Below are 21,992 nucleotides of genomic sequence, written 5' to 3'. Positions count from 1 at the left end.
CACCAAGAACATCACAGGAGGCGTACGCAGTGAGTGACCCCATCAACGTCCTGGCCCCCGAGCACCGGCGGCTCCGGATCGGCGACGCCTGGCGCGACGCCGCCGGCGGAGCCACCTTCGCCGTCGAGGACCCGGCCACCGGCACGACCATCGCCGAGGTGGCGGACGCCGGCGTCGACGACGGGCTCGCCGCGCTTGACGCGGCGACCAAGGCGCTGGCGGAGTGGGCGGCGACCCCGCCGCGGAAACGGTCGGAGCTGCTGACCGCGACATACCGGGCGCTGACCGAGCGGTCCGAGGAGGTCGCCCGCCTGATCACCCTCGAGATGGGCAAGCCGCTCGCCGAGGCCCGGGCGGAGGTGGCCTACGGCGCCGAGTTCTTCCGCTGGTTCGCGGAGGAGGCGGTGCGCATCGAGGGGCGCTACAACACCGCCCCCGGTGGTGGATATCGCATCCTCACCGTGCCGAAGCCGGTCGGGCCGTGCGTCTTCGTGACGCCCTGGAACTTCCCGCTGGCCATGGGCGCCCGCAAGATCGCTCCTGCGCTCGCGGCGGGCTGCACGACGATCACCAAGCCGGCCGCCCAGACGCCTCTCACCATGCTGCTGCTGGCCCGCATCATGGAGGAGGTCGGCGTTCCCCCGGGTGTCGTCAACGTCGTGACGACCAAGCGTGCCGGCACGGTGGTCTCGGCGCTGCTGGCCGACCGCCGCACCCGCAAGCTCTCGTTCACCGGATCGACCGAGGTCGGGCGCGTGCTGCTGCGGCAGGCGGCGGACAACGTGCTGCGCACCTCCATGGAATTGGGTGGCAACGCGGCCCTGATCGTGTGCGCCGACGCCGACCTGGACGTCGCGGTCGACGGCGCCATGGTGGCCAAGATGCGCAACATCGGGGAGTCCTGCATCGCGGCCAACCGCATCTATGTCGAGGAGCCGGTGCGCGAGGAGTTCACCGCGCGCTTCGCCAAGCGGATGGGCGCGCTATCGGTGGGCCATGGTCTCGACGACGGCGTGGACGTCGGGCCGCTGATCGACGAGGCCTCGGTCGCCAAGATCGACGAGCTCGTCGCCGACGCGGTCGAGCGCGGCGCCCGTGTCCTGGTGGGCGGCGAGCGTCCGGACGGGCCTGGCCACTTCTACCCGCCCACCGTCCTCGCCGACGTGCCCGAGGACGCGCGGATGCTGGGGGAGGAGATCTTCGGCCCGGTGGCGCCGATCATCTCGTTCACGTCCGACGACGAGGTGATGGCGAAGGCCAACGACACCGAGCACGGCCTCGTCGGATACGTCTTCACCCGCGACCTCCAGCGGGCGCTCAGGTTCGCCGAGGGGCTGGAGACGGGGATGATCGGCATCAACCGCGGCCTGATCTCGGACCCGTCGGCTCCGTTCGGCGGCGTGAAGCAGTCCGGGATCGGCAAGGAGGGGTCGCACGAGGGCATCCTCGAGTACCTCGACGTCACCTACGCGGCGATCGACCTGCCGAACGCCACGCCCTCGGGCTCATGACCGAGGCGCTGGTCGCGACCTTGACTCCCACCGCCCTCGGCGACGCCGTCCCGGTCTCGCAGGAGACCCGGACGTCCGCCCAGCACATCACCGCCGACGTTCCAGAGAGGCCTTTACATGCTTGAGACCGTCCGCGGACCACGCCAGCTGATCGTGGGCGAAGGGGTCGCGGAGAACATCCCACGGGTGGTGGCCGAGTGCGGCTCGCGCGTCCTCATCGTGACCGACCGGGTTCTGCTGGAGCAGCCGGGTGTGGCCGGGATCGTGGCCGCCGTGCGGGAGAAGGCAGCGGTCACCGGGGTGTTCGCCGACGCGACTCCGGACGTGCCGCTCTCCGACGTCGCCCTGGCCGTCTCGGCCGCCGCGGAGGTGGACGCCGACGTGATCCTCGCCATCGGGGGTGGCACGGTGATCGACCTCGCCAAGATCGTCGGCGTCATCCGGCGTCACGGCGGGTCGCCGCGCGACTACTACGGCGAGTCGAAGGTGCCGGGTCCGACGATCCCTCTCGTCGCGGTGCCGACGACGTCCGGCACCGGCTCCGAGCTCACCCCCGTCTCGGTGCTGACCGACCCGGACCGCGAGCTGAAGGTGGGGGTCTCCAGCGTCCACATCGTGCCCGACTTCGCCATCGTCGACCCCGAGCTCACCTACAGTTGCCCCGCGACCGTCAGCGCCCACTCCGGCATCGACGCGTTCTGTCACGCGGTGGAGAGCTACACCGCGCGACCCCGGCCCCACGGGCCGCGCGACCCGGTGGAGCAGGTCTTCCTCGGCCGCAACGCGGTCACCGATCACTACGCGCTTCTGGCCGCGAAGCGGATCGCCCGCAGCCTGCCGCGCGTCGTCAAGGACGGAGGCGACAAGGACGCCCGCGCGGACATGTCCTATGGGTCCATGCTGGCGGGGCTCGCGTTCGCCCACGCGGGCACCGCGGCTCCGCACGCACTCCAGTACCCCATAGGCGCGGCCACCCACACGCCGCACGGCCTGGGCGTCGGGCTGCTGCTGCCGTACGCGCTGGACGCGGCCAAGGACGCCATCGCCGACCGGCTGGCCGTCCTCGCCGGAGTGTGCGGGCTCGACGTGACCGGCGCCTCGGACGCCGAGGCCGCGGACATGTTCCTCACCTGGCTCGACGGGCTCCTCGCCGACATCGGCATCCCTCCCACCTTGGCGGACATCGGCGTGGCACGCGCCGACCTCCCGCGCTTCGCCGAGATGGCCGGCGGCGTCACCCGCCTGATCCAGAACCATCCGGGCCCGGCCGACACCGCCAGCCTGACCGCGATCCTCGAAGCGGCCTGGAGCGGGGAGCGGACCCGGCAGGTGCTGACTCCGGAGGGAAGACAGTGACGAGCCTTTCAGGCGAGCTCCCCGCACCACCGTGGGTATCGGAATCGCCGGCCACGCCTTGACGGGGCCGTCCGTTCCGGCGCGGCAGGCAGCGGCCCCATCCGCCACCGGCGTAGCCGGTTGCGGGATGGGGCCGCCCGAGTATGCGATGTGCTACTTGCCGGCTACCAGGTGGTCGAGGTTGAACCACCCGGCGTCACCGGAACCGTAGCTGACGCTGATCGTGTTCACGCCCGCCGCGAGCTGCACCGGAATGGTCGCGTCGGCCCAGGTGTTCCAGCTCCCGGTGAGCGGAAGCAGGATTTGCCGGGGAGCTCCGCCGTTGACCGACACCGATGCGCTCCGGGTGCCGGCCGGACCGTCGGGGCCGGCCGCATAGCGGAGGTCCAGCGAGTATGTGCCCGCGTCAGGGGCGACGATCCGCTGGGTCACGCTCGGCCCCCGTGAGGTGAAGCACGCGACGAAGCCCGATCCCGTGTACCCGGGATGGTCCGTGGCCAGGCATGCTCCGCCGGCCAGAGTTCCGTCCTCGGCCTCGCAGACGTCCCCCACCTCACATTGCAACAACGCGTCGGCCGAGTTCTTCACGGAGATGTCCTGCCCTTCGGACTTCGCCGTGGCGACCGCCGTGAACCGGTAGTTGTCCTTGGGGAGATCGGCAGAGGTTCTCATCGTGTACCGCACGACGGTGCTCTGACCGGCGTCCAGCTTGGGCACGCCCGGGCACGCCGGCGCGGGACCGTCGGCGCAGGTGATGGTGATCCCCGGGGCCGGCTTGCCGTCCGGGGTGTAGGCGGCGAGACTCGTCCGGACGTCGCGATCCATCTGCCCGCCGCCGTTGGTGAACGTCACCGGGACCGTGTAGGTGCTCCCGGGCCGTACGGCGGCCGGGGCGCCGAGAGAGATCTCCTGCGGTTCGGTCCAGGACAGATAGACGGCGTAGGCGTCGTGCTGCGACGCGAAGTCGAACGGCACCGTGATGGCGCCGTTCTCGACCTTGACGTCCTGGCTGAAGACGACCTGGCGCGTGTACAGGGGGGCCTGGTCCGGGATCCTGTAGACGGTGGCGTGCGCGAGACCGCCGTGGACCAGCCACGGCGTCGAGGACAGCCCCGTGAACGTCACGGCCATCGGCCCGGTGTATGCGCCCTGGATGTCACCGAGCAGCGCCACCGCGCGCTTCTTCGCCGGGTCCGCCGACGCGGAGATCGCGGTCGATCCGACCTGTTCGGAGGTGGAGACCAGTGTTCCCGTCATGTCGGCGTACGTGCGCATCACCCACCAGTTACCGTTGGGCGCCCATCCGCTCGGGAGCTTGGTGAGCAGCCCGGTCAGGTTCGGAATGACGCAGCAGCTCCAGTTTCCGCGCATGGCGTTGGCGTAGTTCGACTGCGCCAGCCGGGCGTTGTACCAGGCGGTGTCTCCGGCGGTCTGCCGATCCGCGGGCTGGTACTCGTTGGCCGACAGGGGCCGTTGGGCGATCCCGTTGGCGTCGAGCGCGTCCGACAGGGACCTGCCGACGGTGACCGGGTCGTCGACGGTCCCCTCGTCGTGGTTGGTGATCTCGTCCGGGACGGTGTTGGCGGCCTTTGCGTGGGCCAGGAAGGCCTGCCATTCGTCGGGGCGTCGCTCAGGGGTGTAGGCGAAGGACGGGCCGGCGATCGTCGCGGCCGGGGCGATGCGCCGGATCTCGCGGTAGGCGCTGTCCCACATCTGGAAGTACTGCTCCGTGTTGACGCCCGGCCTCCAGAAGATGCTGAGGTCGGGCTCGTTCCAGATCTCGTAGGTGAACTTCTGGCCGGAAGCCTGGAGCCTGGTCACGGTCGCGTCGATGAACTCGATCCAGTTGCCGCAGTCGCCGTCGGTGCACGGCCACAGCGTGTTCGCCGGAGCTCCGCCGGTCGAACCGAACACGTCACTGAGCAGGACCTGGTATTCGAACTTGTGCCGGGGTGGGCGCTGCAAACGCTTCGCCTCGGCGATGACCGCGTCGATGTTGGCCTGGGTGCCCGGTCCGAAGGTGTACTTGTCCTTGATCCAGCCGCCCGCGTACCAGCCGCCGCTGCGGAAGGCATTGAGTGTCAGCGGTTCGAGGTATTCGTCGGCCGGTTGTAACCCGTCCTGCGTGATGCCGTAGAGAATGCCGAGACCCACCCCTGTGGACGGCTTCGTCTTCGCGGACAGGTCGACGCTCAGCTGTTTCACGCCGGCGGAGCCGGCGTTCGGGTCCGCCGCGGCGGGCTGCTGGACGCTGACCAGGAGGGCGGCGGTGGCGGCCAGTGTCCCGAGGACCGAGAGTCCCTTTCTGCCCTTCAGGCCGCGGCCCTGGCCGGGCGCCGCCGCCGTGCCGCCGGGATGTCTGAGTGCGACCAAGCGTTTCGGATGAGCTGACATTCTTCCTTCTTTCGCGGACGGGCCGACCCGCATCGCGGCCACGGGATCGTGGTCGGCGCGAGTGTGGAGGCGAGAACGGCGTGCGGCACGATCCTGCGTGCCCGCCGAGACAAGGGTGTGACCATGCGCCTTTCCCGTCGGGATACGGCCGGGTCGAATCGATTCGGCGAATCGATTCGACAAGACCATAAGCGCGTGTGACGGGAGGGTCAAGAGCCGGAAACGTCCGTGACACGCCCGCGCCATTCGGCCGTCATGCGACCCCGCGGCACGCAGGTCCCGGAGTCCCTTCTCGTTGACGCGTGCGAACCGACGTTGGCTTCGACACGTGTCGAATCGTTTCGACTTCGGAGCCATGGCCGCTCCGGCGTGCTGCGCTGCCGGCCCTGCCAGAGATGGCGCGGCCGGAGCCGGACATGAGGAATCTCCGGCTCGTGGCTCGTTACGGGCTTCCCCCCTCGCGCCTCAGGCGGCGAACAGGAGAAGCAGCCCCACGACGGTGTAGACGACCATCAGCACGAGCAGGGGAATCTGCCCGAGCACGGCGGTCCGGCGGGGGAACAGGGCCAGTGCGCGGTCATGAGCCAGGACGGTGCCCAGCACGTGGCCGATGACGATGACCGTCACCTGGAGGGTGGCGACTCCGGCCGGGGTGGTGCCGAGCGCCTGGATGGTCCACCCGGCGGTGCCGAGCCAGTTCGCGCCGGTGTCCAGCGGGTCGGACAGCAGGGCGATGGTCCGCTGCCCTTCCAGGAGAAACAAGGTGTAGTAGTGGGCCACCACGTATCCGACGGCGATCGGCACGATCGAGTGGGCGATCTGTCCCGCCGTCGTGCCGGGCCGGGCCGCGCCCCATCGGCCGGCGAGCGCGGTCGCGGCACGGTACGCCGCGAGCACCGCAGCGATGACGGCGAGCAGGCCCGCGGTGCCCGTGACCGGGGCGGGCACCGCGCTCTCCTGCATGAAGCGCACCCACACCGGGGCGTTGGACAGGCTGTCGTACATGGTGGAGCCCAGGAGCACGACCACCAGCGTCGTCAGTCCCGGTGCCGGTCGCAGCCCGGCCATGCCGTCGAGGGAGTTGCGCCAGACCACGACGCCGTCGCCGCGTCTGGCCGCCGGGGCGAGCCTGCCCACGAGGTCGCTGTAGACCTCGAACGGATCGGCGTGGCCGAACCACCGGGAGCCGAAGACCACCGCCCCGGCGAGCATGAGCACGGCGTAGGCCGCGAGCCAGGCGCCGATGACCGGCAGGGTGGCCCGCTCGGGGGCGACCAGTTCGAGCCAGACGAAGGCGAACAGCCCGGCGCAGGCGGGCCAGTATCCGACGCCCGCCGGCAGCGGCCGCAGGCCGAGCTCGGGGTCGCGTCCGAGCCCCTTGCAGGCCAGCAGATGCAGCGTCCGCAGCGGGTTCAGGCCGCGCCACACCGGGCCGAACAGCAGCGACAGCGGCACCAGGCCGACCCAGAACAGGACGTAGAACGCCCCGGCCGTGGGATTGTCGGCCCGATCGGGACCGAAGACCAGCCCGATGCAGAAGTACGCCGCGGCGACGAGCCCGGCGACCCGCCAGATCCACCGCCAGGCCGGCGCGGTCACGACCGTCTGCAGGGCGGCGGGCACCGAGCGGGCGGCGGTGAGGGCGGCGTCCAGGCGCGGTTGTTTCCACAGCGCGCCGAGTGCCACGAACGACACGAGCAACGCGAGGGCCGCACCGGTCAGCACGGCCGAGAACGGGATCGGCAGGTCCTGTCGGCCGCCGACGCCGTGAGCCAGCAGCATCCCGGCGGCCTAACGCACGACGAGCTGGAACAGCTGCAGCCCCGACTCGTGGGTTTCCATCTCGAACAGGCCGGTCTGGTCGGCGACGAACTCGATGCTCGCGGGAACGCCGGGCTTCAGCTCGGCCTCCTTGTCGTACCCGTGCAGGTGCGCCTCGTCGGCGGCGTCGCCGGTGACGGTGATCCGCACCGTCTGGCCCTCGGCCACCTCGATGCGGCCCGGCGGCGGGGTGACCTTCCGACCGGCGATGGTGACGGTGATCTCCTTCACGGCCGGGTCGGCGGGGGCGGCCGCGGCCGGCTCGCTGGGGGCGGCGGGAGCCGACTCGGCAGCCGCGGCAGCGGACTCGGCGGATACCGAAGCGGCCGACTGGGCGGGGGCGGCGGCATCCGACCCGGCACAGGCCGAGGTGGCCATCAGCAGGGCCACGCCGAGCGGGAGCACGGCGAGCAGCGGGCGCAGGCGCGCAGGGGCGATCGTCATGGGGGGTTTCTCCTGAGGGGGGTGGGACGAGTCAGCGTCGCTTGGTGGACTTGGAGCGCTGTGGAGTACGTGACGCCGGGGCGCGTGCGGGTTTCCTGGCCTGCGGGCGGCCGGAAGGCCGCCCTGGCGCCGGGGTGGCGAGCGCGGGCCTCCGCGCCGCCTGCACCACCAGGGCGCCCGCTCCGGCGACGAGGACCGCGGGCACCAGCCATACCGACAACACGGAGTCGGCCGGCTGCGCCACCCGCGCGGCAGCGCTGCCCGTCGCGGGCACCGCGGCCGGGCTGCCGCCGGTTCCGGAAACGGCGGCCGGGCTGCCGCCGGCCTGGGGTGCCGCCGGGCCCATCGCCGCCGGGCTGCCGCCGGTCTGGGACGCCGCCGGGCTGCCGTTTGTCGACGGCGCCGGGGCCTGGGTGCCGCTCCCGTGCCCGTCCGAGTCGAGCAGGCTGGGGTCGGGCTCGTTGTCGGGGGCCTGCCAGCCCTTGGGCGGCTGCGAGGTCTTGCCCTTGTAGGTGAACCGCAGCTCACCCCGCACCGGCTCTCCGTCGGAGGCGATCGACAGATACCGGACGACGTACTCGCCCCGCTCCGGCCAGTAGGCGACGGGGACCTCGGCCGGGAATCCGGTGTTGTACACGGTCGGTTCCCAGAACCCGTCGACGAGGTTGTACTCCTGGACCGGCTTGTCGAGGCGTTTGGGCCGGCCGTGCGTCCAGGGCCGGTCGACCCGGGCGCCGCTGGGAGAGGTGACCGCGAAATACGCGTTCGGGGCGGGCGCCTCGGTGAAGTAGAGGGAGAGCGACTCCAGCGGCTCGCGCACCGTGCCGTCCTTGGCCGGTGTCGACATCGCGAGCTGGCCGTGGGCAGAAGCGGGCGCCGCCAGGGCGGTCATCGTCAGCACGCCCGCGACGATCAGCAGAAGCAACCGGCCCAACCAGCGCGCCATCGTCACTTCTGCTCTCCACGAGGTGTGGCCCCTGGGCGGGGAAGATCCGGCTCGGACCCGTAGGACCGATGGCCATGAGATTAACGACTTTCGCCAGGAATGAACAGAACTTGATGCGGCTGCAAGCAGAAGTCGAGAGGGTGGGCCGCCGCGTGCCGCACGCTCGGCCGGCTACGGCCGGGAGGCCGGTTATGAGAGCGCCGGCGCGGGGTCGCCCGGGATGAGCATGATCTTGATCGCCTCCCGGGCGGCCATCGCGGCGTAGCCCCGCGCCACGTTCTCCAAAGACAGGACGGTGTCGAACACCGGGCCGGGGTCGAGGGTCCCGGCCGTGATGCGTGAGACCAGGTCGGGCAGGTAGTGGCGCACGGGGGCGATCCCGAGGTTCAGGCTCAGATTGTGGACGAGCGGCTGGAACAGTGGCAGCGCCGGCGTGGTGTGCGGCACGCCCACCGCGCCGATGGCACCGCCGTCCCGGGCCATGCCGACCGCCATGGCCCATGACTCCGGCGTGCCGACGGCCTCGACCACGTGCCGCACTCCGAGGCCGCCGGTCCGCTCGCGTACGGCCGCGATGCCTTCATCACCCCGCTCGGCGATGACGTCGGTCGCTCCGAAGGCCTTGCCGACGGCCGCGCGGTCCGGGTGGCGGCTCATCAGGATGATCCGCTCGGCTCCGAGGACGGCCTTCGCCCCCAGCACCGCGCACAGCCCGACGGCTCCGTCGCCGATGACGGCCACCGTGGACCCTTCGGTGACACCCGCCATGACGGCTCCGTGCAGGCCGGTGGCCATCACGTCGGAGGCGGCCAGCAGCGCGGGATACACGGACTCGTCCACACCGGCCAGGCCGCCGGGCACCTTCACCAGCGTTCCGTCGGCCCACGGCACCCGCACCGCCTGGCCCTGGCCGCCGTCGGCGCCCGCCGAGGCGAAGGTGCCGCCCCTCTCGCACGAGGACTGGATCCCGTCCAGGCAGGTGGGGCAGGTGTTGTCGGACCAGGTGAAGGGCGCGACGACCAGGTCGCCGGGGCGGACGGTGCGGACCTCGCCGCCGACCTCCTCCACGACGCCGATGAACTCGTGGCCCAGCCGGGACCGCTCGGCACGGGTGATGACGCCCCGGTAGGACCACAGGTCGGAGCCGCAGACGGCGGCGCGCAGGACACGCACGACGGCATCGGTCGGCTCGGACAACGCGGGGTCGGGCACGTCCTCGACGACGACGTGGCCAGCGGACATGTAGAGGGCGGCGCGCAAGGGGATTTCCTTCGTGGTGTCGTTCGATCAGTTGAAGGCGGGCCTGCGGACGTCCACGGCGAGCGTCGACTCGACGTGGGCGGCCACGGCCAGCAGTTCCATGTCGGTGCCCGGCGCGGACGACAGCTGGAGCCCGATCGGGAGGCCGTCGGCGCTCCAGCCGCAGGGCAGCACCAGCGCCGGGGCTCCGGTGAGGTTGTGGATGCCGGTGAACAGACCCTCCGCGGCGCCTTCCGGCGTGTCCACGGGAGGTGTCGTGACGGGCGCGACGAAGGGCGCGGCGGGCGTCAGCAGGACGTCGGCGGCCGCGTAGACCTCGGTCGCGGCGGGCAGCAGCCGCTCCCGTACGGCGAGGGCCTTGCGGTAGTCGGCCTGGCTCACCTCGGAGCCGGCGCGCAGCAGCCGCAGGGTCTCCGGCCCGTAGTGGCCGGGATCCGCGCTCGCCCGCGCCCCGTGCACCTGCCACGCCTCGTACAGCAGGATGTGCGCGAACGTCGCGTCGAGCTCCTCGAAGACCGAGCCGTCCACCTCGACGACGGAGTAGCCGGCGTCGCGGAGGGTGCCGAGCGCCGCCCCGACCGCGGCGGCCACGTCGGGCTCGACCTCGGCGCGCTCCAGCAGGCCGGGGAGCACGCCGACCCGGATGCCGGCACCGGGCCGGGTCAGGGGGCGGTCGCCGGTGAGAGCCGAGAAGACCGTGGTCGTGGTCGCGACGTCGCCGGCGAGCAGCCCCACGTGGTCGAGCGTGGGGGCGAGCGGCTCGACGCCGTCGACCGGCAGCGCGCCGTAGCTGGGCTTGAATCCGACTGCGGCGCAGTAGTGGGCCGGGATCCGGATGGAGCCGCCCGTGTCGGTGCCCAGTGCCACCGGGCACACGCCGGCGCCGGCGAGGGCGGCCGATCCTCCGCTGGACCCGCCTGCCGTACGCCCGGGGTTGTAGGGGTTCATGGCCTCCGGCACCTCCGGGTGGACCGCGCCGGCCGCGTACTCCAGCAGCGAGGTCGCCGCGAAGACGTCCGCGCCTGCGGCGCGCAGCGCCTGGACGACGGGGGCGTCGGCGGCGGCGGGCTCGGCGCGCATCGAGTGGGGATTGCCGTTGCCGCGCGGGTGCCCGGCGATGTCGATCATGTCCTTGACGGCGACGGGCACGCCGTGCAGGGGCCCCTCGGGCGCGCGCGAAGGCGCGGGGAACAGGGTGACCACGGCGTCGAGCGGCCGGCCGAGCCGTTCGGCCCGTTCGTACGCCGCGAGCAGGCGGAGGTTCGCGACCTCGCAGGTGCGCTCGCCCCGCTCGATCGCCTTGATCAGCTCGCCGGTGAAGGTCGTCAGCGGCCCGGAGAGGTCGTGCAGCAGGTCGTCGACCTCGGTCTTGCGCTTGCGGACCATCAGGTCGCGGTAGATGCCGCTGTGGGATTTCGCGCTGTTGCGGTTGAACGTGACGAGCCGGTCGAGCGAGCCTTCGAGGTCGTCGGGGTCGAAGCCGTCGAATCCCTCGGGCTTCACCGGCGCCTGCGCGAGCACCTCCCTGGCGATGCCGAGCATGAGGGGCCGCCACTCGGGCGCCTCCAGGGAGTCGGCGATGGACAGGTCGGAGACGGCGCCCGCGTAGAGCATCGCGCCGTAGGCCTCCTTGCCCCAGAGGAAGCCCATGATGTTGCCGGTGGCCTCGGCGTACGGCAGGGCCTCGACGAGCTCGCGGACCCGCGGGGTGATCTCGCCGCCGGCCGGCTCGCCGACCCGGAAGGTGCCGATGTTGCCCTGCATGATCCGGCCCGGGCCGAGGACGTCCGCGCCGAAGTTCACGAAGCTCACGATGAGCCGGTGGGCGCCGACGACGGCGGAGAGCCGGTCGGCGGTCAGGCCGTTCTGGAAGCTGACCAGCCATCCGCCGGGATCGAGCCGATCGCGCACGAGCTGCGCGGCCTGGTCGGTGTGATGGCTTTTGACCGCGATCGCGACGTGGTGCAGGCGTTCCGGCAGGCCATCGGGGGTGACCGCCCGCGCCTTCACCGTGAAGTTCTCGACGGGCCCCTCGATGGTCAGGCCGTCGCGATTGATCGCCTCGACGTGCGCGGGATCGGCGTCGCACAGGAGCACGTCGTGGCCGGCGCGGACCATGTGCGCACCGATCGTGCCGCCGATCGCGCCCGCGCCGATGATCGTCAGTTGCATGAGAAGCCGCCTGGTTTGGGAGTGATTGGGGGGCTTTGCCGTTGGACACTACCTGAACCGATTTGAATGCTCTAGTCTTCATCTGCTGGTGAAGTCGGGACGGCGACCTTACGTATGACAGTTGATCGACGCCGTAACCTTTACGAAACGTCGTCATGCTCCAATACTTCGTCGCAGACCGATCTGATCCTCCATCGGATCCTCCAAGGCCGTTGCTGAGGCCTCTTCTCGGTCGACAGCGACCCCCGCGCAGCGCCGCGACATCTCGTGAAGGATAGGCATGTCTGACCACAGCACTGACGCATCGATCCCATCGGCCTCGCAGATATTCGCCGGCCTCAGGGGACCTGATATCAGCCGGCGCCGGATGCTCTACCTCGGCGCGCTCGGCCTCGGGGCGTTCGCGTCCGCGCCGTTGCTGGCAGCCTGCGGATCGTCGTCGGACACCTCCACCGGCGCCTCGTCCGGCGCCGCGTCCGGCGCGGCCAAGAAGGGCGGCGACCTGGTCATCGTCCGCGACCACGACGCGGTCAACATGGACAAGACGATGGTGTTCAGCAACGCCTCGATCTGGACCTACGCGCAGATCTACGAGCCGCTGGTGGCCATGACGGACGACGGCCAGGGGGTGAGGCCCTGGCTCGCGGAGAGCTACGAGATGTCGCCCGACAACAAGTCGTGCACCCTGAAGCTCAGGAAGGACGTCAAGTTCCACAACGGCCAGCCGATGACCTCGGCGGACGTGAAGTTCTCCATCGACGAGTCGAGCAAGACCAAGGGCGGCTGGGAGTTCATCAACTCCGCGATCAAGGAGGTGACCACGCCGGACGACTACACCGTCGTGGTGACCACCAAGTATCCGTGGGCGCCGCTGCTCGCCGACCTGAGCTGCCCGAACAACGGGATCATCCCCAAGGACTACGCGGGCAAGAGCAAGGACGAGTTCTACGCCAGCCCGATCGGGACCGGCCCGTTCGTGTGGGGCACCTGGCAGAAGGGCAGTGCCCTCACGCTGAAGAAGAACCCCTCCTACTGGCAGGCGGGCAAGCCGTACCTCGACTCGGTCACCTGGAAGGTGGTCGCGGACAGCAACGCCCGCGCGATCCAGCTGCAGGGCGGGCAGGCGCACATCAACGAGAGCCCGCCGTTCTCCAGCCTCGACCAGCTCAAGAACACGCCCAACGTGAAGGTCGACCTGTTCCCGTCCACCCGGACGGACTACATCATGATGAACCAGCACAAGAAGCCGTACGACGACGTTCATGTGCGCCGCGCCATCTCGTATGCCATCGACCGGGAGGCGCTGATCAAGACCATCCTGTTCGGCAACGGCACCCCGGCGAACTCGTTCCTGATGCCGTCCACGCCGTTCTACGACAAGAACTGCCCCGGCATCCAGTACGACATGAACAAGGCCAAGGAGGAGATGGCCCAGTCGAGCGTGCCGAACGGCTTCACCACGACGTGGCTCGCCATGTCGGGCGACGCGGTGGACGCGGCGATCGCGCAGGTCCTGCAGGAGTCGCTGAAGGAGCTGGGCATCACGATGAACATCCAGAACGTGGACCCGAGCGCGCAGCACGACATGACCGGCAAGCTGGACTACGAGATCGCGCACTCCTACTGGACGATGGACCTGGCCGACCCCGACGAGCTGGCGCAGTTCGCACTCGATCCCACGTCCGGCGGGCACTCCTTCGACACCGGCTTCGACGACCCGGAGCTCATCGATCTGGTCCACAAGGCGCAGAAGGAGTTCGACAAGACCAAGCGCCAGGCCCTGTACAGCGAGCTCCAGCAGAAGGCCGCCGAATCCGCGTTCCTCGCGTTCCTGTTCTACACGCCCTTCCCGTACGCGACGGCGAGCAGCGTGCAGGGCTTCAAGGTGCTGCCGACCGGGTCGTACCACATGGAAGACGTCTCGCTCTGAGCCGGGCCGATGCGGACTGAGAACCTGGAGCGAGAGCAACGATGAGATATGTCGTCTACATCCTGAAACGGGTGGTGTCGCTGATCCCGGTGCTGCTCGGGATCTCGTTCATCGTCTTCTTCCTGATCCGGCTGATCCCGGGAGACCCGGCGGCGACCCTGCTCGGGGTGCACGCCACGCCGCAGGCGGTCAAGGAACTGCGCGACCAGATGGGGCTCGAGAAGCCACTGCTGAGCCAGTATCTGACGTTCCTGGGCCACCTGCTGCAGGGCAACCTCGGATTCTCCTACGTGTACAACAGCTCGGTCCTGGGGCTGATCGCGACCAGCCTGCCGGTGACGATCTGGCTGCTGGTCTCGGGCACCTTCTTCACGCTGCTGATCGCCGTGCCGCTGGCCGTCCTGGCCGCGGCGCGGCGCAACGGGATCGCCGACAACATCATCCGGGCGGTGCCGGTCGTGGGCCTGGGGCTGCCGGCGTTCCTGCTGGGCATCGCGCTCATCGTGGTCTTCGGGCTGAAGCTGGGCTGGTTCCCGGTCGGGGGATACGGCCAGAGCCTGGCCGAACACGTGCGCGGCATCGTGCTGCCCGGCATCACGGTCGCCCTGACGCTCGCGCCGATCGTGATCCGCAGCCTGCGCGCCAGCATGATCGAGGTGCTGAGCAGCGACTACATCGTGACGGCGCACAGCAAGGGGATCAGCACCGCGAGGGTGGTGCTCGGACACGCCCTGCGCAACGCCGCCGTCTCGTCCGTCACCGTCCTGGGCGTCAACATCGCCTATCTCACGGGATCGACGCTGGTGGTCGAACGGGTCTTCTCGCTCCCCGGCATCGGGCAGCAGATGATCAATTCCATCTTCGGAAGGGACTTCCCCACCGTGCAGGGAATCACTCTGGTCTTCGCGATCATGGTCGTGGTCGTGAACCTGTTGACCGACGTGGCCCACTCCGCCCTCGATCCCCGGGTTCAGCTCGCATGAGCGCGATCACTTCCGCGGCCCCCGCCGCGCCGGCGGGTTCCGGCCGCCGCCGGCGGCGTGGGTGGTGGAACGCGCCGCTCGTCGCCGGGCTGATCCTGTTCGGCCTGATCGTCGCCCTCGCGCTCTGCGCGCCCCTGCTGACGAGCCAGGACCCGATCAAGCAGAACCTCCAGGCCGCATTCCTCGACCCCGGCGCGCCGGGCCACCTGCTCGGCACCGACGCGCTCGGGCGCGACGTGCTGGCCCGGCTGCTCTACGGAGCCCGGGTCGACCTGCGGGTCGGCGTGGTGGCGGTCATCTCGCCGCTGATCATCGGCAGCCTGATCGGGCTGATCGCGGGATGGTTCGGCGGATGGGTGGACGCCGTCATCGGCCGGATCGTGGACATGGTGATCGCGTTCCCGTTCCTGGTCCTGGTCATCGCGCTGGTGTTCGCGATGGGGCCGGGGACGACCAGCATCTACGTCGCGGTGACCCTGGTCGGATGGGTGGCGTACTGCCGCATCGTCCGCGGTCAGGTCCTCGTCGCCAAGGAGCAGGAGTACGCCATGGCGGCGCGGGCCAGCGGCCTGCCGACATGGCGGATTCTGCTCCGGCACCTGCTGCCGAACGTCGTCCTGCAGGCGATCATCTTCTCGATGAGCGACATCGTGCTCACCCTGCTGGCGATCGTGACCCTCGGCTTCCTCGGCCTCGGCGTGCCGCCGCCGACCCCCGACTGGGGAACCATGATCCAGGAAGGTCAGCAGTTCCTCTTGACCAAGTGGTACATGTCCACGATCCCGGGCCTGGCCGTCGTCGTCACGGGACTCGCACTGGCGCTGATCGCGGACGGCATCGTGGAGAAGGCGAACCAATGACCCCTCCGCTGCTCGAAGTGCACGACCTGCACGTCGACATCCCCATGCCGCACGCGCGGCTGCACGCGGTCCGCGGCGTGTCCCTCACGGTGGGCGCGGCCGAGTCGGTGGGGCTGGTCGGCGAGTCGGGCTCGGGCAAGAGCCTCACCCTGCGCGCGCTGCTCGGGCTGCTGCCCCGCCCGGCGCGGATCGTCTCGGGAACCATCCTCATCGACGGCGAGGACGTCACCGGGCTGCCTGCCAAGCAACTGCGGAGCCGGCTGTCCGACACGATGAGCATGATCTTCCAGGACTCGCTGACGGCGCTGAACCCGGTCATGCGCGTGGGCGACCAGATCGCCGAGGCGCCCCTGCGCAGGCTCGGCAAGTCGCGCGGCGAGGCCAGGGCGATCGCCGTCGACCTCATGAGAGAGGTCGGGATAGCCGATCCCGAGCGTCGCTACGAGCTGTATCCGCACCAGCTGTCCGGCGGGATGCGCCAGCGTGTCTGCATCGCGATCGCGCTGTCGACCAAGCCCCGGCTCATCCTCGCCGACGAGCCGACCACGGCCCTGGACGTGACGATCCAGGCCCAGGTGCTCGGCGTCCTGCGGCAGCTCAAGCAGGAGGAGAACGTCAGCCTGCTGCTGGTCAGCCACGACCTGGCCGTGGTCAGCCAGACCTGCTCGCGGCTGTACGTCATGTACGCGGGCAAGGTGGTCGAGTCGGGCGACCTGGTCGACCTGGTGACCGAGCCCCGGCATCCGTACACCTTCTCCCTGCTGCGGTCGGTGCCCGACCCGGACCGGCGGGTGGCCCGGCTGCTGACCATCCACGGCCGGCCGCCGGACCTTACTCAGCCTCTGACCGGCTGCTCCTTCGCCCCCCGATGCCCGTTCGCCGAGGACGCCTGCCGGGAGGGCGAGCCGGAGCCGGTGCCCGCCGGACCGGGGAGAACGAGCGCCTGCCGGCGCGTGGACACGGCGGAGCGGTGGAATGCGATGGCGGAGCAGGAAGCGGGGAGCACGCGGTGACGGAGGCTGACGAGATTCTCTCGATCGAGGGCCTGGCCCGGCACTTCACTCCTCCCGTGTCGGTGACCGACCGGCTCTTCCGGAAGAAGCCGGTGGTGAACCGCGCCGTCGACGGCGTGGACCTGGTGCTGCGCAAGGGGGAGACGCTGGGCCTCGTCGGCGAGTCGGGCTGCGGCAAGTCGACCCTCGCGCGCACCATCGTCGGCCTCTACCGCCCCACGGCGGGCACGATCAGCTACCAGGGCGAGGTCCTTCCGGAGAGACGCACCCGGGCGCAGCAGCGCGCGATCCAGATGGTCTTCCAGGACCCCTACAGCTCGCTGAACCCGCGGATGACGGTCGGGCAGATGCTCTCGGAGCTGCTCAGGTATCACAAGCTGGTCCCGCGCAACAAGGTGGACGAGCGCAACCGCGAGCTGATGCACCTGGTCGGCCTGCCGGAAAGCGCTCTGGGCCAGCGCCCGCGTCAGTTCTCGGGCGGGCAGCGGCAGCGCGTCGGCATCGCGCGGGCGCTGGCGCTGGAGCCGTCCGTGCTGGTGGCGGACGAACCGGTCTCCGCCCTCGACGTGTCGGTCCAGGCCACCATCATCAATTTGCTGGCCGACCTCAAGGAGACGCTCCACCTGTCGGTCATCTTCGTCTCGCACAACATGGCTGTCGTACGGCAGATCTGCGAACGCACCGCCGTGATGTACCGGGGCCGCATCGTCGAAACCGGGGTCACCGACACCCTGTTCGACGACCCGGCGCATCCGTACACCCGGCTGCTCATCGGCTCGGTGCCCCGCCTGGTCGGCGCGCACGGCCCGGTGGAGGCGGAGGAGGACAAGACCGGCGACCTCGGTCCCATGCGGGAGGAGGTCGCGCGGTCGGCCGAGCGCGACGGCACCCGCCCCTGCCGCTTCGCGGACCGGTGCCCGTCCGTCGTCGCCGCGTGCGCCGACGAGCCGCCGCTGCTCGCCGATCCCCGTGACCCGGCCAGGCACGCCGCCTGCGTGCACCTGTCCCACCACCCCGAAGGAGTGATCGCGTGAGCGGTCCGATCGTCATCGGCAGCGAGCGGAGCGAGGCAGGTCTGCCCGCCGCCATGGAGATACTCGCCCGCGGCGGCTCGGCGCTGGACGCGGTCGAGGCCGGTCTGCGCAGGTGCGAGGACAACCTGGACGACCACTACGTCGGGACCGGCGGGCTGCCGAACGCCCGGGGCGTGGTGGAGCTCGACGCGTCGGTGATGGTCGGCTCGACCAGGGCCTTCGGCGCCGTCGGCGCGGTGAAGGGGTTTCCCAACCCCGTCTCCATCGCCCGGGCCGTCCTGGAGCGGCTGCCGCAGCACAGCCTCCTCGTCGGCGAGGGCGCCGAGCTGTTCGCCGAGGAGAACGGATTCGCCCGCGCGGAGCTGCTGACCGAGGAGTCCAAGAAGCTGTTCGTGTCGGCGCTCCAGCCCTCGGACGAGTCCGTCGAAGGCGAGCGGACCGCGGCGCAGGCCGGTGACGAGCTGTACCGCCGGACCGCGCTCGAACTCGTCAACCGCTTCGCCCCGCACGACGGGCCCTGGGGGACCATCAACATCATCGCCCTCGACGCCTCGGGCGAGCTCGTCGTGGGCGTGTCCACCAGCGGCTACCCCTGGAAATACCCGGGGCGTATCGGGGACTCCGCCGTTCCCGGCGCGGGAAACTACGCCGACGCGCGGTACGGAGGGGCCGCGTGCACCGGCCGGGGAGAGCTGAGCATGCGGGTCCTCGGCGCCCGCGGCATCGTCGCGGACATCGCGCGCGGGCTCGACCCCTCGGAGGCGTGCCTGGCGATGCTCGCCGACGCGGCCACCCTGCCCGACGAGTTCCGTGCCGAGCTGCGCTGTCTCGCCCTCACGCCGGACGGCCGGCACGGCGCGGCGGCGGGACAGGCCGGCTCGTACTACGTGGTGATGACCGAGAGCTCGACCGGACCGGAGTCCCACCCGAGGAGCGTGCTGTCGTGAAAATCTTCATCTCCTCCGACATGGAGGGGACCGCCGGCGTGGTCGACTGGGACCAGTGCGTCATCGGCGGTTCGCAGTATCCGTACTACACCGAGCTGCTGACGGGGGAGATCAACGCCGCCATCGAGGGCGCGATGCGGGCGGGCGCCACGGAGTTCCTGGTGAACGACGCGCACTCGAAGATGGCGAACCTGAAACCGGACGCGCTCGCCGGACGCGCCGGCTATCTGTCCGGCCGCTACAAGCCGATGTACATGATGCAGGGGCTCGACTCCACCTTCGACGCGATCTTCCTGGTCTCCTATCACGGATCGATGGGCAGCAGGGGCTCGGTCCTGTCGCACACCTACTTCCCGTCGGCGTTCGCCGAGGTGAAGATCAACGGCGTCGTCGCCGGTGAGGCGGGCATCAACGCGCTCGTGGCGGCCGCGCACCAGGTGCCGATCGTGCTGGTCACCGGTGACGCGACGACCGCCGAGGAGACCGAGCGGTTCTGCCCGGGGATCAAGGCCGCGGTCGTCAAGCGGTCGGTGTCCCGCTTCTCCGCCGAGGCGTTGCACCCGGAGGCCGCGCGGGACCTGATCCGCGAGCGGGCGCACGAGGCCGTCGAGCACCTGGCGGGCGCGGCGCCGCCGTCCTTCGAGCTGCCGGTCACGCTCGGCATCTCCTTCCGCAGCAGCGACTACTGCGAGCTGGCCGCCAGGATCGCCGGAGTCGAGCGGACCGGGGACCTGTCGGCGGTCATCGTCGGAGACGACCCGCTGTGGATCTACCAGACGTTCATCACCGTCGTGCTGCTGTGCCGGGGGCTGGTCGAATGAAGATCGTCAAGGTGCTCGCGCGGCCGGTGCGGGCCGGCTTCTTCGCCGACGACCAGGCGGCGATCAGGGCAGGTGCGGAGCACGACGGCTTCACCTACGCGGGCGACCCGGTGACGCCCGGGTTCTCCGCCGTACGGCAGGCGGGCGAGGCGCTGTCGGTGATGCTGTTCCTCGAAGACGGCTCGGTCGCCTACGGCGACTGCGCGGCGGTGCAGTACAGCGGCGCCGGTGGCCGCGACCCGCTGTTCAGCGCCGAGGCGGCCCGCCGGGACGTCGAGGAGCACCTCGTCCCGATGCTGACCGGCGCGGAGCTCGGCTCGTTCCGCGAGCTGGCCGGGCGGGTGGACGCGTGCCGTACGGCCTCAGGCCCGCTGCACACGGCCATCCGCTACGGCGTGACGCAGGCGGTGCTCGACGCCGTCGCGCAGAGCCGGCGGCTCACCATGGCCGAGGTCGTCCGGGACGAGTACGCCACCGGCGTCGATCTGCGACCGGTGCCGATGTTCGCGCAGACCGGCGACGACCGGTACGCCAACGCGGAGAAGATGATCCTCAAACGGGTGGACGTCCTTCCGCACGGCCTGATCAACAACGTCGACACCAAGCTGGGCCGGGGCGGCGAGATCCTCGAGGACTACCTGCGGTGGCTGGTGAAGAGGATCGGGGAGCTGCGCCCGGACAGCGCGTACACGCCCAGGCTGCACATCGACACCTACGGCACCGTGGGCCTCGCCTTCGACGGCGACGTCGACGCGGTCGCCGCCTATCTCGCCCGTCTCGGGGAGATCGCGGTCCCGTACGAGCTGGTGGTCGAGCACCCCATCGACGCCGGGAACCGGGAGGCGCAGATCGAGACGTACGTCCGGCTGCGGTCCGCCCTGCGGCGGATGGACGCACGGGTGAAGATCTCCGTGGACGAGTGGTGCAACACCCTGGAGGACATCGAGATGTTCGTCGGCCGGGGCGCGGCCGACGTGATCCACGTCAAGACACCGGACCTCGGCGGCATCGGCAACACGATCGAGGCGCTGCTGCTGGTGCGCGACCGCGGGCTCGTCGCGTACTGCGGCGGCACGTGCAACGAGACGGACCGCTCGGCGCAGGTGAGCGCCAACGTCGCCATGGCCTGCGGCGCGGGACAGGTGCTGGCCAAGCCCGGCATGGGAGTGGACGAGGGACTGATGATCGTGGGAAACGAGATGGCACGGGTGGCGGCGATCGCCGCGGCACGCGGAAAGCCGGTCCTGCCGTGATGCCGCTGGAGGATGTCAGGATCATCGCCATCGAGCAGTACGGCGCGGGACCGTTCGGGAGCGTGCACCTGGCGGACCTGGGAGCCGAGGTCATCAAGATCGAGGACCCGTCGACCGGCGGTGACATCGGGAGATACGTCGTTCCCGAGCAGCACGGCGAGGACAGCCTGTTCTTCGAGACGTTCAACCGCAACAAGCGCAGCCTCAGCCTCGACATCTCCACGCCGGAGGGCCGCGCCGTGTTCGAGGACCTGGTCAGGGTCAGCGACGTGGTGCACTCGAACCTGCGGGGGGACGTCCCGGCCAAGCTGCGGATCCGGTACGACGACCTCAAGCATCTCAACCCGGCGATCGTGTGCAGCTCGCTCAGCGGGTTCGGCATGACCGGGCCGCGCAGCACCGAGCCCGGGTACGACTACGTGCTGCAGGGCATGGCCGGCTGGATGGACCTCACCGGCGAGCCCGACGGACCGCCCACCAAGTCGGGGCTGTCGCTCGTGGACTACTCGGGCGGGCTGGTCGCGGCGGCGTCCATCCTGGCCGCGCTGCACGCCGCGCGGCGCGACGGCGTCGGCGCCGACTGCGACGTCAGCCTGTTCGACACGGCGATCTCGATGCTGACCTATCCGGCCGCCTGGCGGCTCAACGGCGACTTCGAGCCCCGGCGCACCCACCACTCCGCCCACCCGTCGCTCGTGCCCTTCCAGGCCTTCCCGACGGGAGACGGCTGGCTGGTGGTCGCCTGCCCGAAGGAGAAGTTCTTCCGCCGGCTCGCCGAGGCCCTCGGGCACCCGGAGTGGCCGGACGACCCCCGATATCGGGACTTCGCCGCCCGGCGGGAGAACGCCGAGGCGCTGGTCGCCGAGCTGGAGGCGGTGTTCGCCACCGGCACGAGCGAGCACTGGCTGGGCCTGCTGCGGGCGGCCGGGGTGCCGTGCGGGCCGGTGAACACCGTGGCGCAGGCCCTGAAGGATCCGCACACCGTCGCCAGGGGCATGGTCGTCGAGACCGAGCACCCCTATTTCGGCACCGTGCGGCAGGTCGCGAGCCCGCTGCGGGTGGGTGCGGGGAAACGCACCCACATGCGCGCTCCCCGGCGCGACGAGGACGCCGCGTACGTCCTGGGCGAGGTGCTCGGATACGACGCGGAACGCATCGAGCGGCTGCGCGCCGCCGCCGGCAGCAGGGGCTAGGACCGCCCAGGATGGCCACGCCGCCGCGAGGTCCGTGACCCGCCCCCGGAACGC

The 21,992-nt window shown here is 70.6% G+C and carries 17 protein-coding genes; 11 read left to right on the top strand and 6 right to left on the bottom strand.

Features of this window, described 5'->3' with window-relative positions; translation table 11 throughout:
• Positions 1-29: 29 nt before the first annotated feature.
• Entirely contained in the window at positions 30-1,511 is a 1,482-nt protein-coding gene (locus HCK04_RS14150; RefSeq protein ID WP_142647716.1) for an NAD-dependent succinate-semialdehyde dehydrogenase, read from the top strand.
• Between the two features lie 117 nt (positions 1,512-1,628).
• Positions 1,629-2,867, top strand: coding sequence for an iron-containing alcohol dehydrogenase (locus HCK04_RS14145; protein WP_142647714.1), 1,239 nt, complete (start codon positions 1,629-1,631; stop codon positions 2,865-2,867).
• Between the two features lie 153 nt (positions 2,868-3,020).
• On the opposite strand, the gene HCK04_RS14140 is transcribed toward HCK04_RS14145, so the two are convergent.
• From HCK04_RS14140 to HCK04_RS14115, 6 genes are all read right to left on the bottom strand, one after another.
• A complete protein-coding gene (locus tag HCK04_RS14140; RefSeq protein ID WP_205830222.1) occupies positions 3,021-5,240 on the bottom strand; it encodes a CBM35 domain-containing protein in 2,220 nt (739 codons plus the stop codon).
• A gap of 486 nt (positions 5,241-5,726) precedes the next feature.
• Positions 5,727-7,043 carry a hypothetical protein gene (locus HCK04_RS14135; protein WP_142647711.1) on the bottom strand — a complete coding sequence of 439 codons (1,317 nt, stop codon included), beginning with the start codon at positions 7,041-7,043 and terminating at the stop codon, positions 5,727-5,729.
• Positions 7,044-7,052: 9 nt separating this feature from the next.
• Complete coding sequence (locus tag HCK04_RS14130) at positions 7,053-7,526, bottom strand: hypothetical protein (protein ID WP_142647709.1); 474 nt, start codon at positions 7,524-7,526, stop codon at positions 7,053-7,055.
• 31 nt (positions 7,527-7,557) lie between these two features.
• Positions 7,558-8,472, bottom strand: coding sequence for a copper resistance protein CopC (locus tag HCK04_RS14125; RefSeq protein ID WP_142647707.1), 915 nt, complete (start codon positions 8,470-8,472; stop codon positions 7,558-7,560).
• Positions 8,473-8,661: 189 nt separating this feature from the next.
• Positions 8,662-9,732 (bottom strand): alcohol dehydrogenase catalytic domain-containing protein, encoded by a 1,071-nt coding sequence (locus tag HCK04_RS14120; protein WP_205830221.1) that lies wholly within the window; start codon positions 9,730-9,732, stop codon positions 8,662-8,664.
• A 27-nt stretch (positions 9,733-9,759) separates the two neighbouring features.
• Entirely contained in the window at positions 9,760-11,904 is a 2,145-nt protein-coding gene (locus tag HCK04_RS14115; RefSeq protein ID WP_142647705.1) for an amidase family protein, read from the bottom strand.
• Between the two features lie 367 nt (positions 11,905-12,271).
• Here HCK04_RS14115 and HCK04_RS14110 point away from each other — a divergent pair, with 367 nt between their 5' ends.
• From HCK04_RS14110 to HCK04_RS14070, 9 genes are read left to right on the top strand one after another with little or no spacing between them, the layout of a single operon-like run.
• Positions 12,272-13,834, top strand: coding sequence for an ABC transporter substrate-binding protein (locus HCK04_RS14110; RefSeq protein ID WP_167530548.1), 1,563 nt, complete (start codon positions 12,272-12,274; stop codon positions 13,832-13,834).
• A gap of 41 nt (positions 13,835-13,875) precedes the next feature.
• A complete protein-coding gene (locus HCK04_RS14105) occupies positions 13,876-14,817 on the top strand; it encodes an ABC transporter permease (protein ID WP_142621458.1) in 942 nt (313 codons plus the stop codon).
• Positions 14,814-15,677, top strand: coding sequence for an ABC transporter permease (locus HCK04_RS14100; protein ID WP_142647703.1), 864 nt, complete (start codon positions 14,814-14,816; stop codon positions 15,675-15,677). The genes HCK04_RS14105 and HCK04_RS14100 overlap by 4 nt, the downstream gene beginning before the upstream one ends.
• Positions 15,674-16,690 (top strand): ABC transporter ATP-binding protein, encoded by a 1,017-nt coding sequence (locus tag HCK04_RS14095; RefSeq protein WP_168065927.1) that lies wholly within the window; start codon positions 15,674-15,676, stop codon positions 16,688-16,690. The genes HCK04_RS14100 and HCK04_RS14095 overlap by 4 nt, the downstream gene beginning before the upstream one ends.
• Positions 16,687-17,724 carry an oligopeptide/dipeptide ABC transporter ATP-binding protein gene (locus HCK04_RS14090; RefSeq protein WP_167530543.1) on the top strand — a complete coding sequence of 346 codons (1,038 nt, stop codon included), beginning with the start codon at positions 16,687-16,689 and terminating at the stop codon, positions 17,722-17,724. Before HCK04_RS14095 ends, HCK04_RS14090 begins: the two co-directional genes overlap by 4 nt.
• On the top strand, positions 17,721-18,671 hold the full coding sequence (locus HCK04_RS14085) for a N(4)-(beta-N-acetylglucosaminyl)-L-asparaginase (protein WP_142647699.1): 951 nt from the start codon (positions 17,721-17,723) through the stop codon (positions 18,669-18,671). Before HCK04_RS14090 ends, HCK04_RS14085 begins: the two co-directional genes overlap by 4 nt.
• On the top strand, positions 18,668-19,492 hold the full coding sequence (locus tag HCK04_RS14080) for a M55 family metallopeptidase (RefSeq protein ID WP_142621451.1): 825 nt from the start codon (positions 18,668-18,670) through the stop codon (positions 19,490-19,492). The genes HCK04_RS14085 and HCK04_RS14080 overlap by 4 nt, the downstream gene beginning before the upstream one ends.
• The gene (locus HCK04_RS14075) at positions 19,489-20,745 is read left to right on the top strand and encodes a methylaspartate ammonia-lyase (RefSeq protein ID WP_142647697.1); all 1,257 of its coding nucleotides are present in this window, start codon (positions 19,489-19,491) and stop codon (positions 20,743-20,745) included. Before HCK04_RS14080 ends, HCK04_RS14075 begins: the two co-directional genes overlap by 4 nt.
• Positions 20,745-21,938: a CoA transferase gene (locus HCK04_RS14070; protein WP_205830220.1), complete on the top strand. Its 1,194-nt coding sequence runs from the start codon at positions 20,745-20,747 to the stop codon at positions 21,936-21,938. Before HCK04_RS14075 ends, HCK04_RS14070 begins: the two co-directional genes overlap by 1 nt.
• Positions 21,939-21,992 lie beyond the last annotated feature (54 nt).

The sequence above is a fragment of the Microbispora sp. CL1-1 genome, from assembly GCF_012034195.1.
Lineage (GTDB): Bacteria > Actinomycetota > Actinomycetes > Streptosporangiales > Streptosporangiaceae > Microbispora.
The sequence above is the reverse complement of the archived record's forward strand: the minus strand, read 5'-3'. Positions and strand labels throughout refer to the sequence as shown.

Coding starts and splice junctions, on each gene's coding strand:
- HCK04_RS14145 (WP_142647714.1), top strand. CDS start 1,629: ATGCTTGAGACCGTCCGCGGACCACGCCAGCTGATCGTGGGCGAAGGG.
- HCK04_RS14135 (WP_142647711.1), bottom strand. CDS start 7,043: ATGCTGCTGGCTCACGGCGTCGGCGGCCGACAGGACCTGCCGATCCCG.
- HCK04_RS14130 (WP_142647709.1), bottom strand. CDS start 7,526: ATGACGATCGCCCCTGCGCGCCTGCGCCCGCTGCTCGCCGTGCTCCCG.
- HCK04_RS14125 (WP_142647707.1), bottom strand. CDS start 8,472: ATGGCGCGCTGGTTGGGCCGGTTGCTTCTGCTGATCGTCGCGGGCGTG.
- HCK04_RS14115 (WP_142647705.1), bottom strand. CDS start 11,904: ATGCAACTGACGATCATCGGCGCGGGCGCGATCGGCGGCACGATCGGT.
- HCK04_RS14110 (WP_167530548.1), top strand. CDS start 12,272: ATGCTCTACCTCGGCGCGCTCGGCCTCGGGGCGTTCGCGTCCGCGCCG.
- HCK04_RS14105 (WP_142621458.1), top strand. CDS start 13,876: ATGAGATATGTCGTCTACATCCTGAAACGGGTGGTGTCGCTGATCCCG.
- HCK04_RS14100 (WP_142647703.1), top strand. CDS start 14,814: ATGAGCGCGATCACTTCCGCGGCCCCCGCCGCGCCGGCGGGTTCCGGC.
- HCK04_RS14095 (WP_168065927.1), top strand. CDS start 15,674: ATGACCCCTCCGCTGCTCGAAGTGCACGACCTGCACGTCGACATCCCC.
- HCK04_RS14075 (WP_142647697.1), top strand. CDS start 19,489: ATGAAGATCGTCAAGGTGCTCGCGCGGCCGGTGCGGGCCGGCTTCTTC.
- HCK04_RS14070 (WP_205830220.1), top strand. CDS start 20,745: ATGCCGCTGGAGGATGTCAGGATCATCGCCATCGAGCAGTACGGCGCG.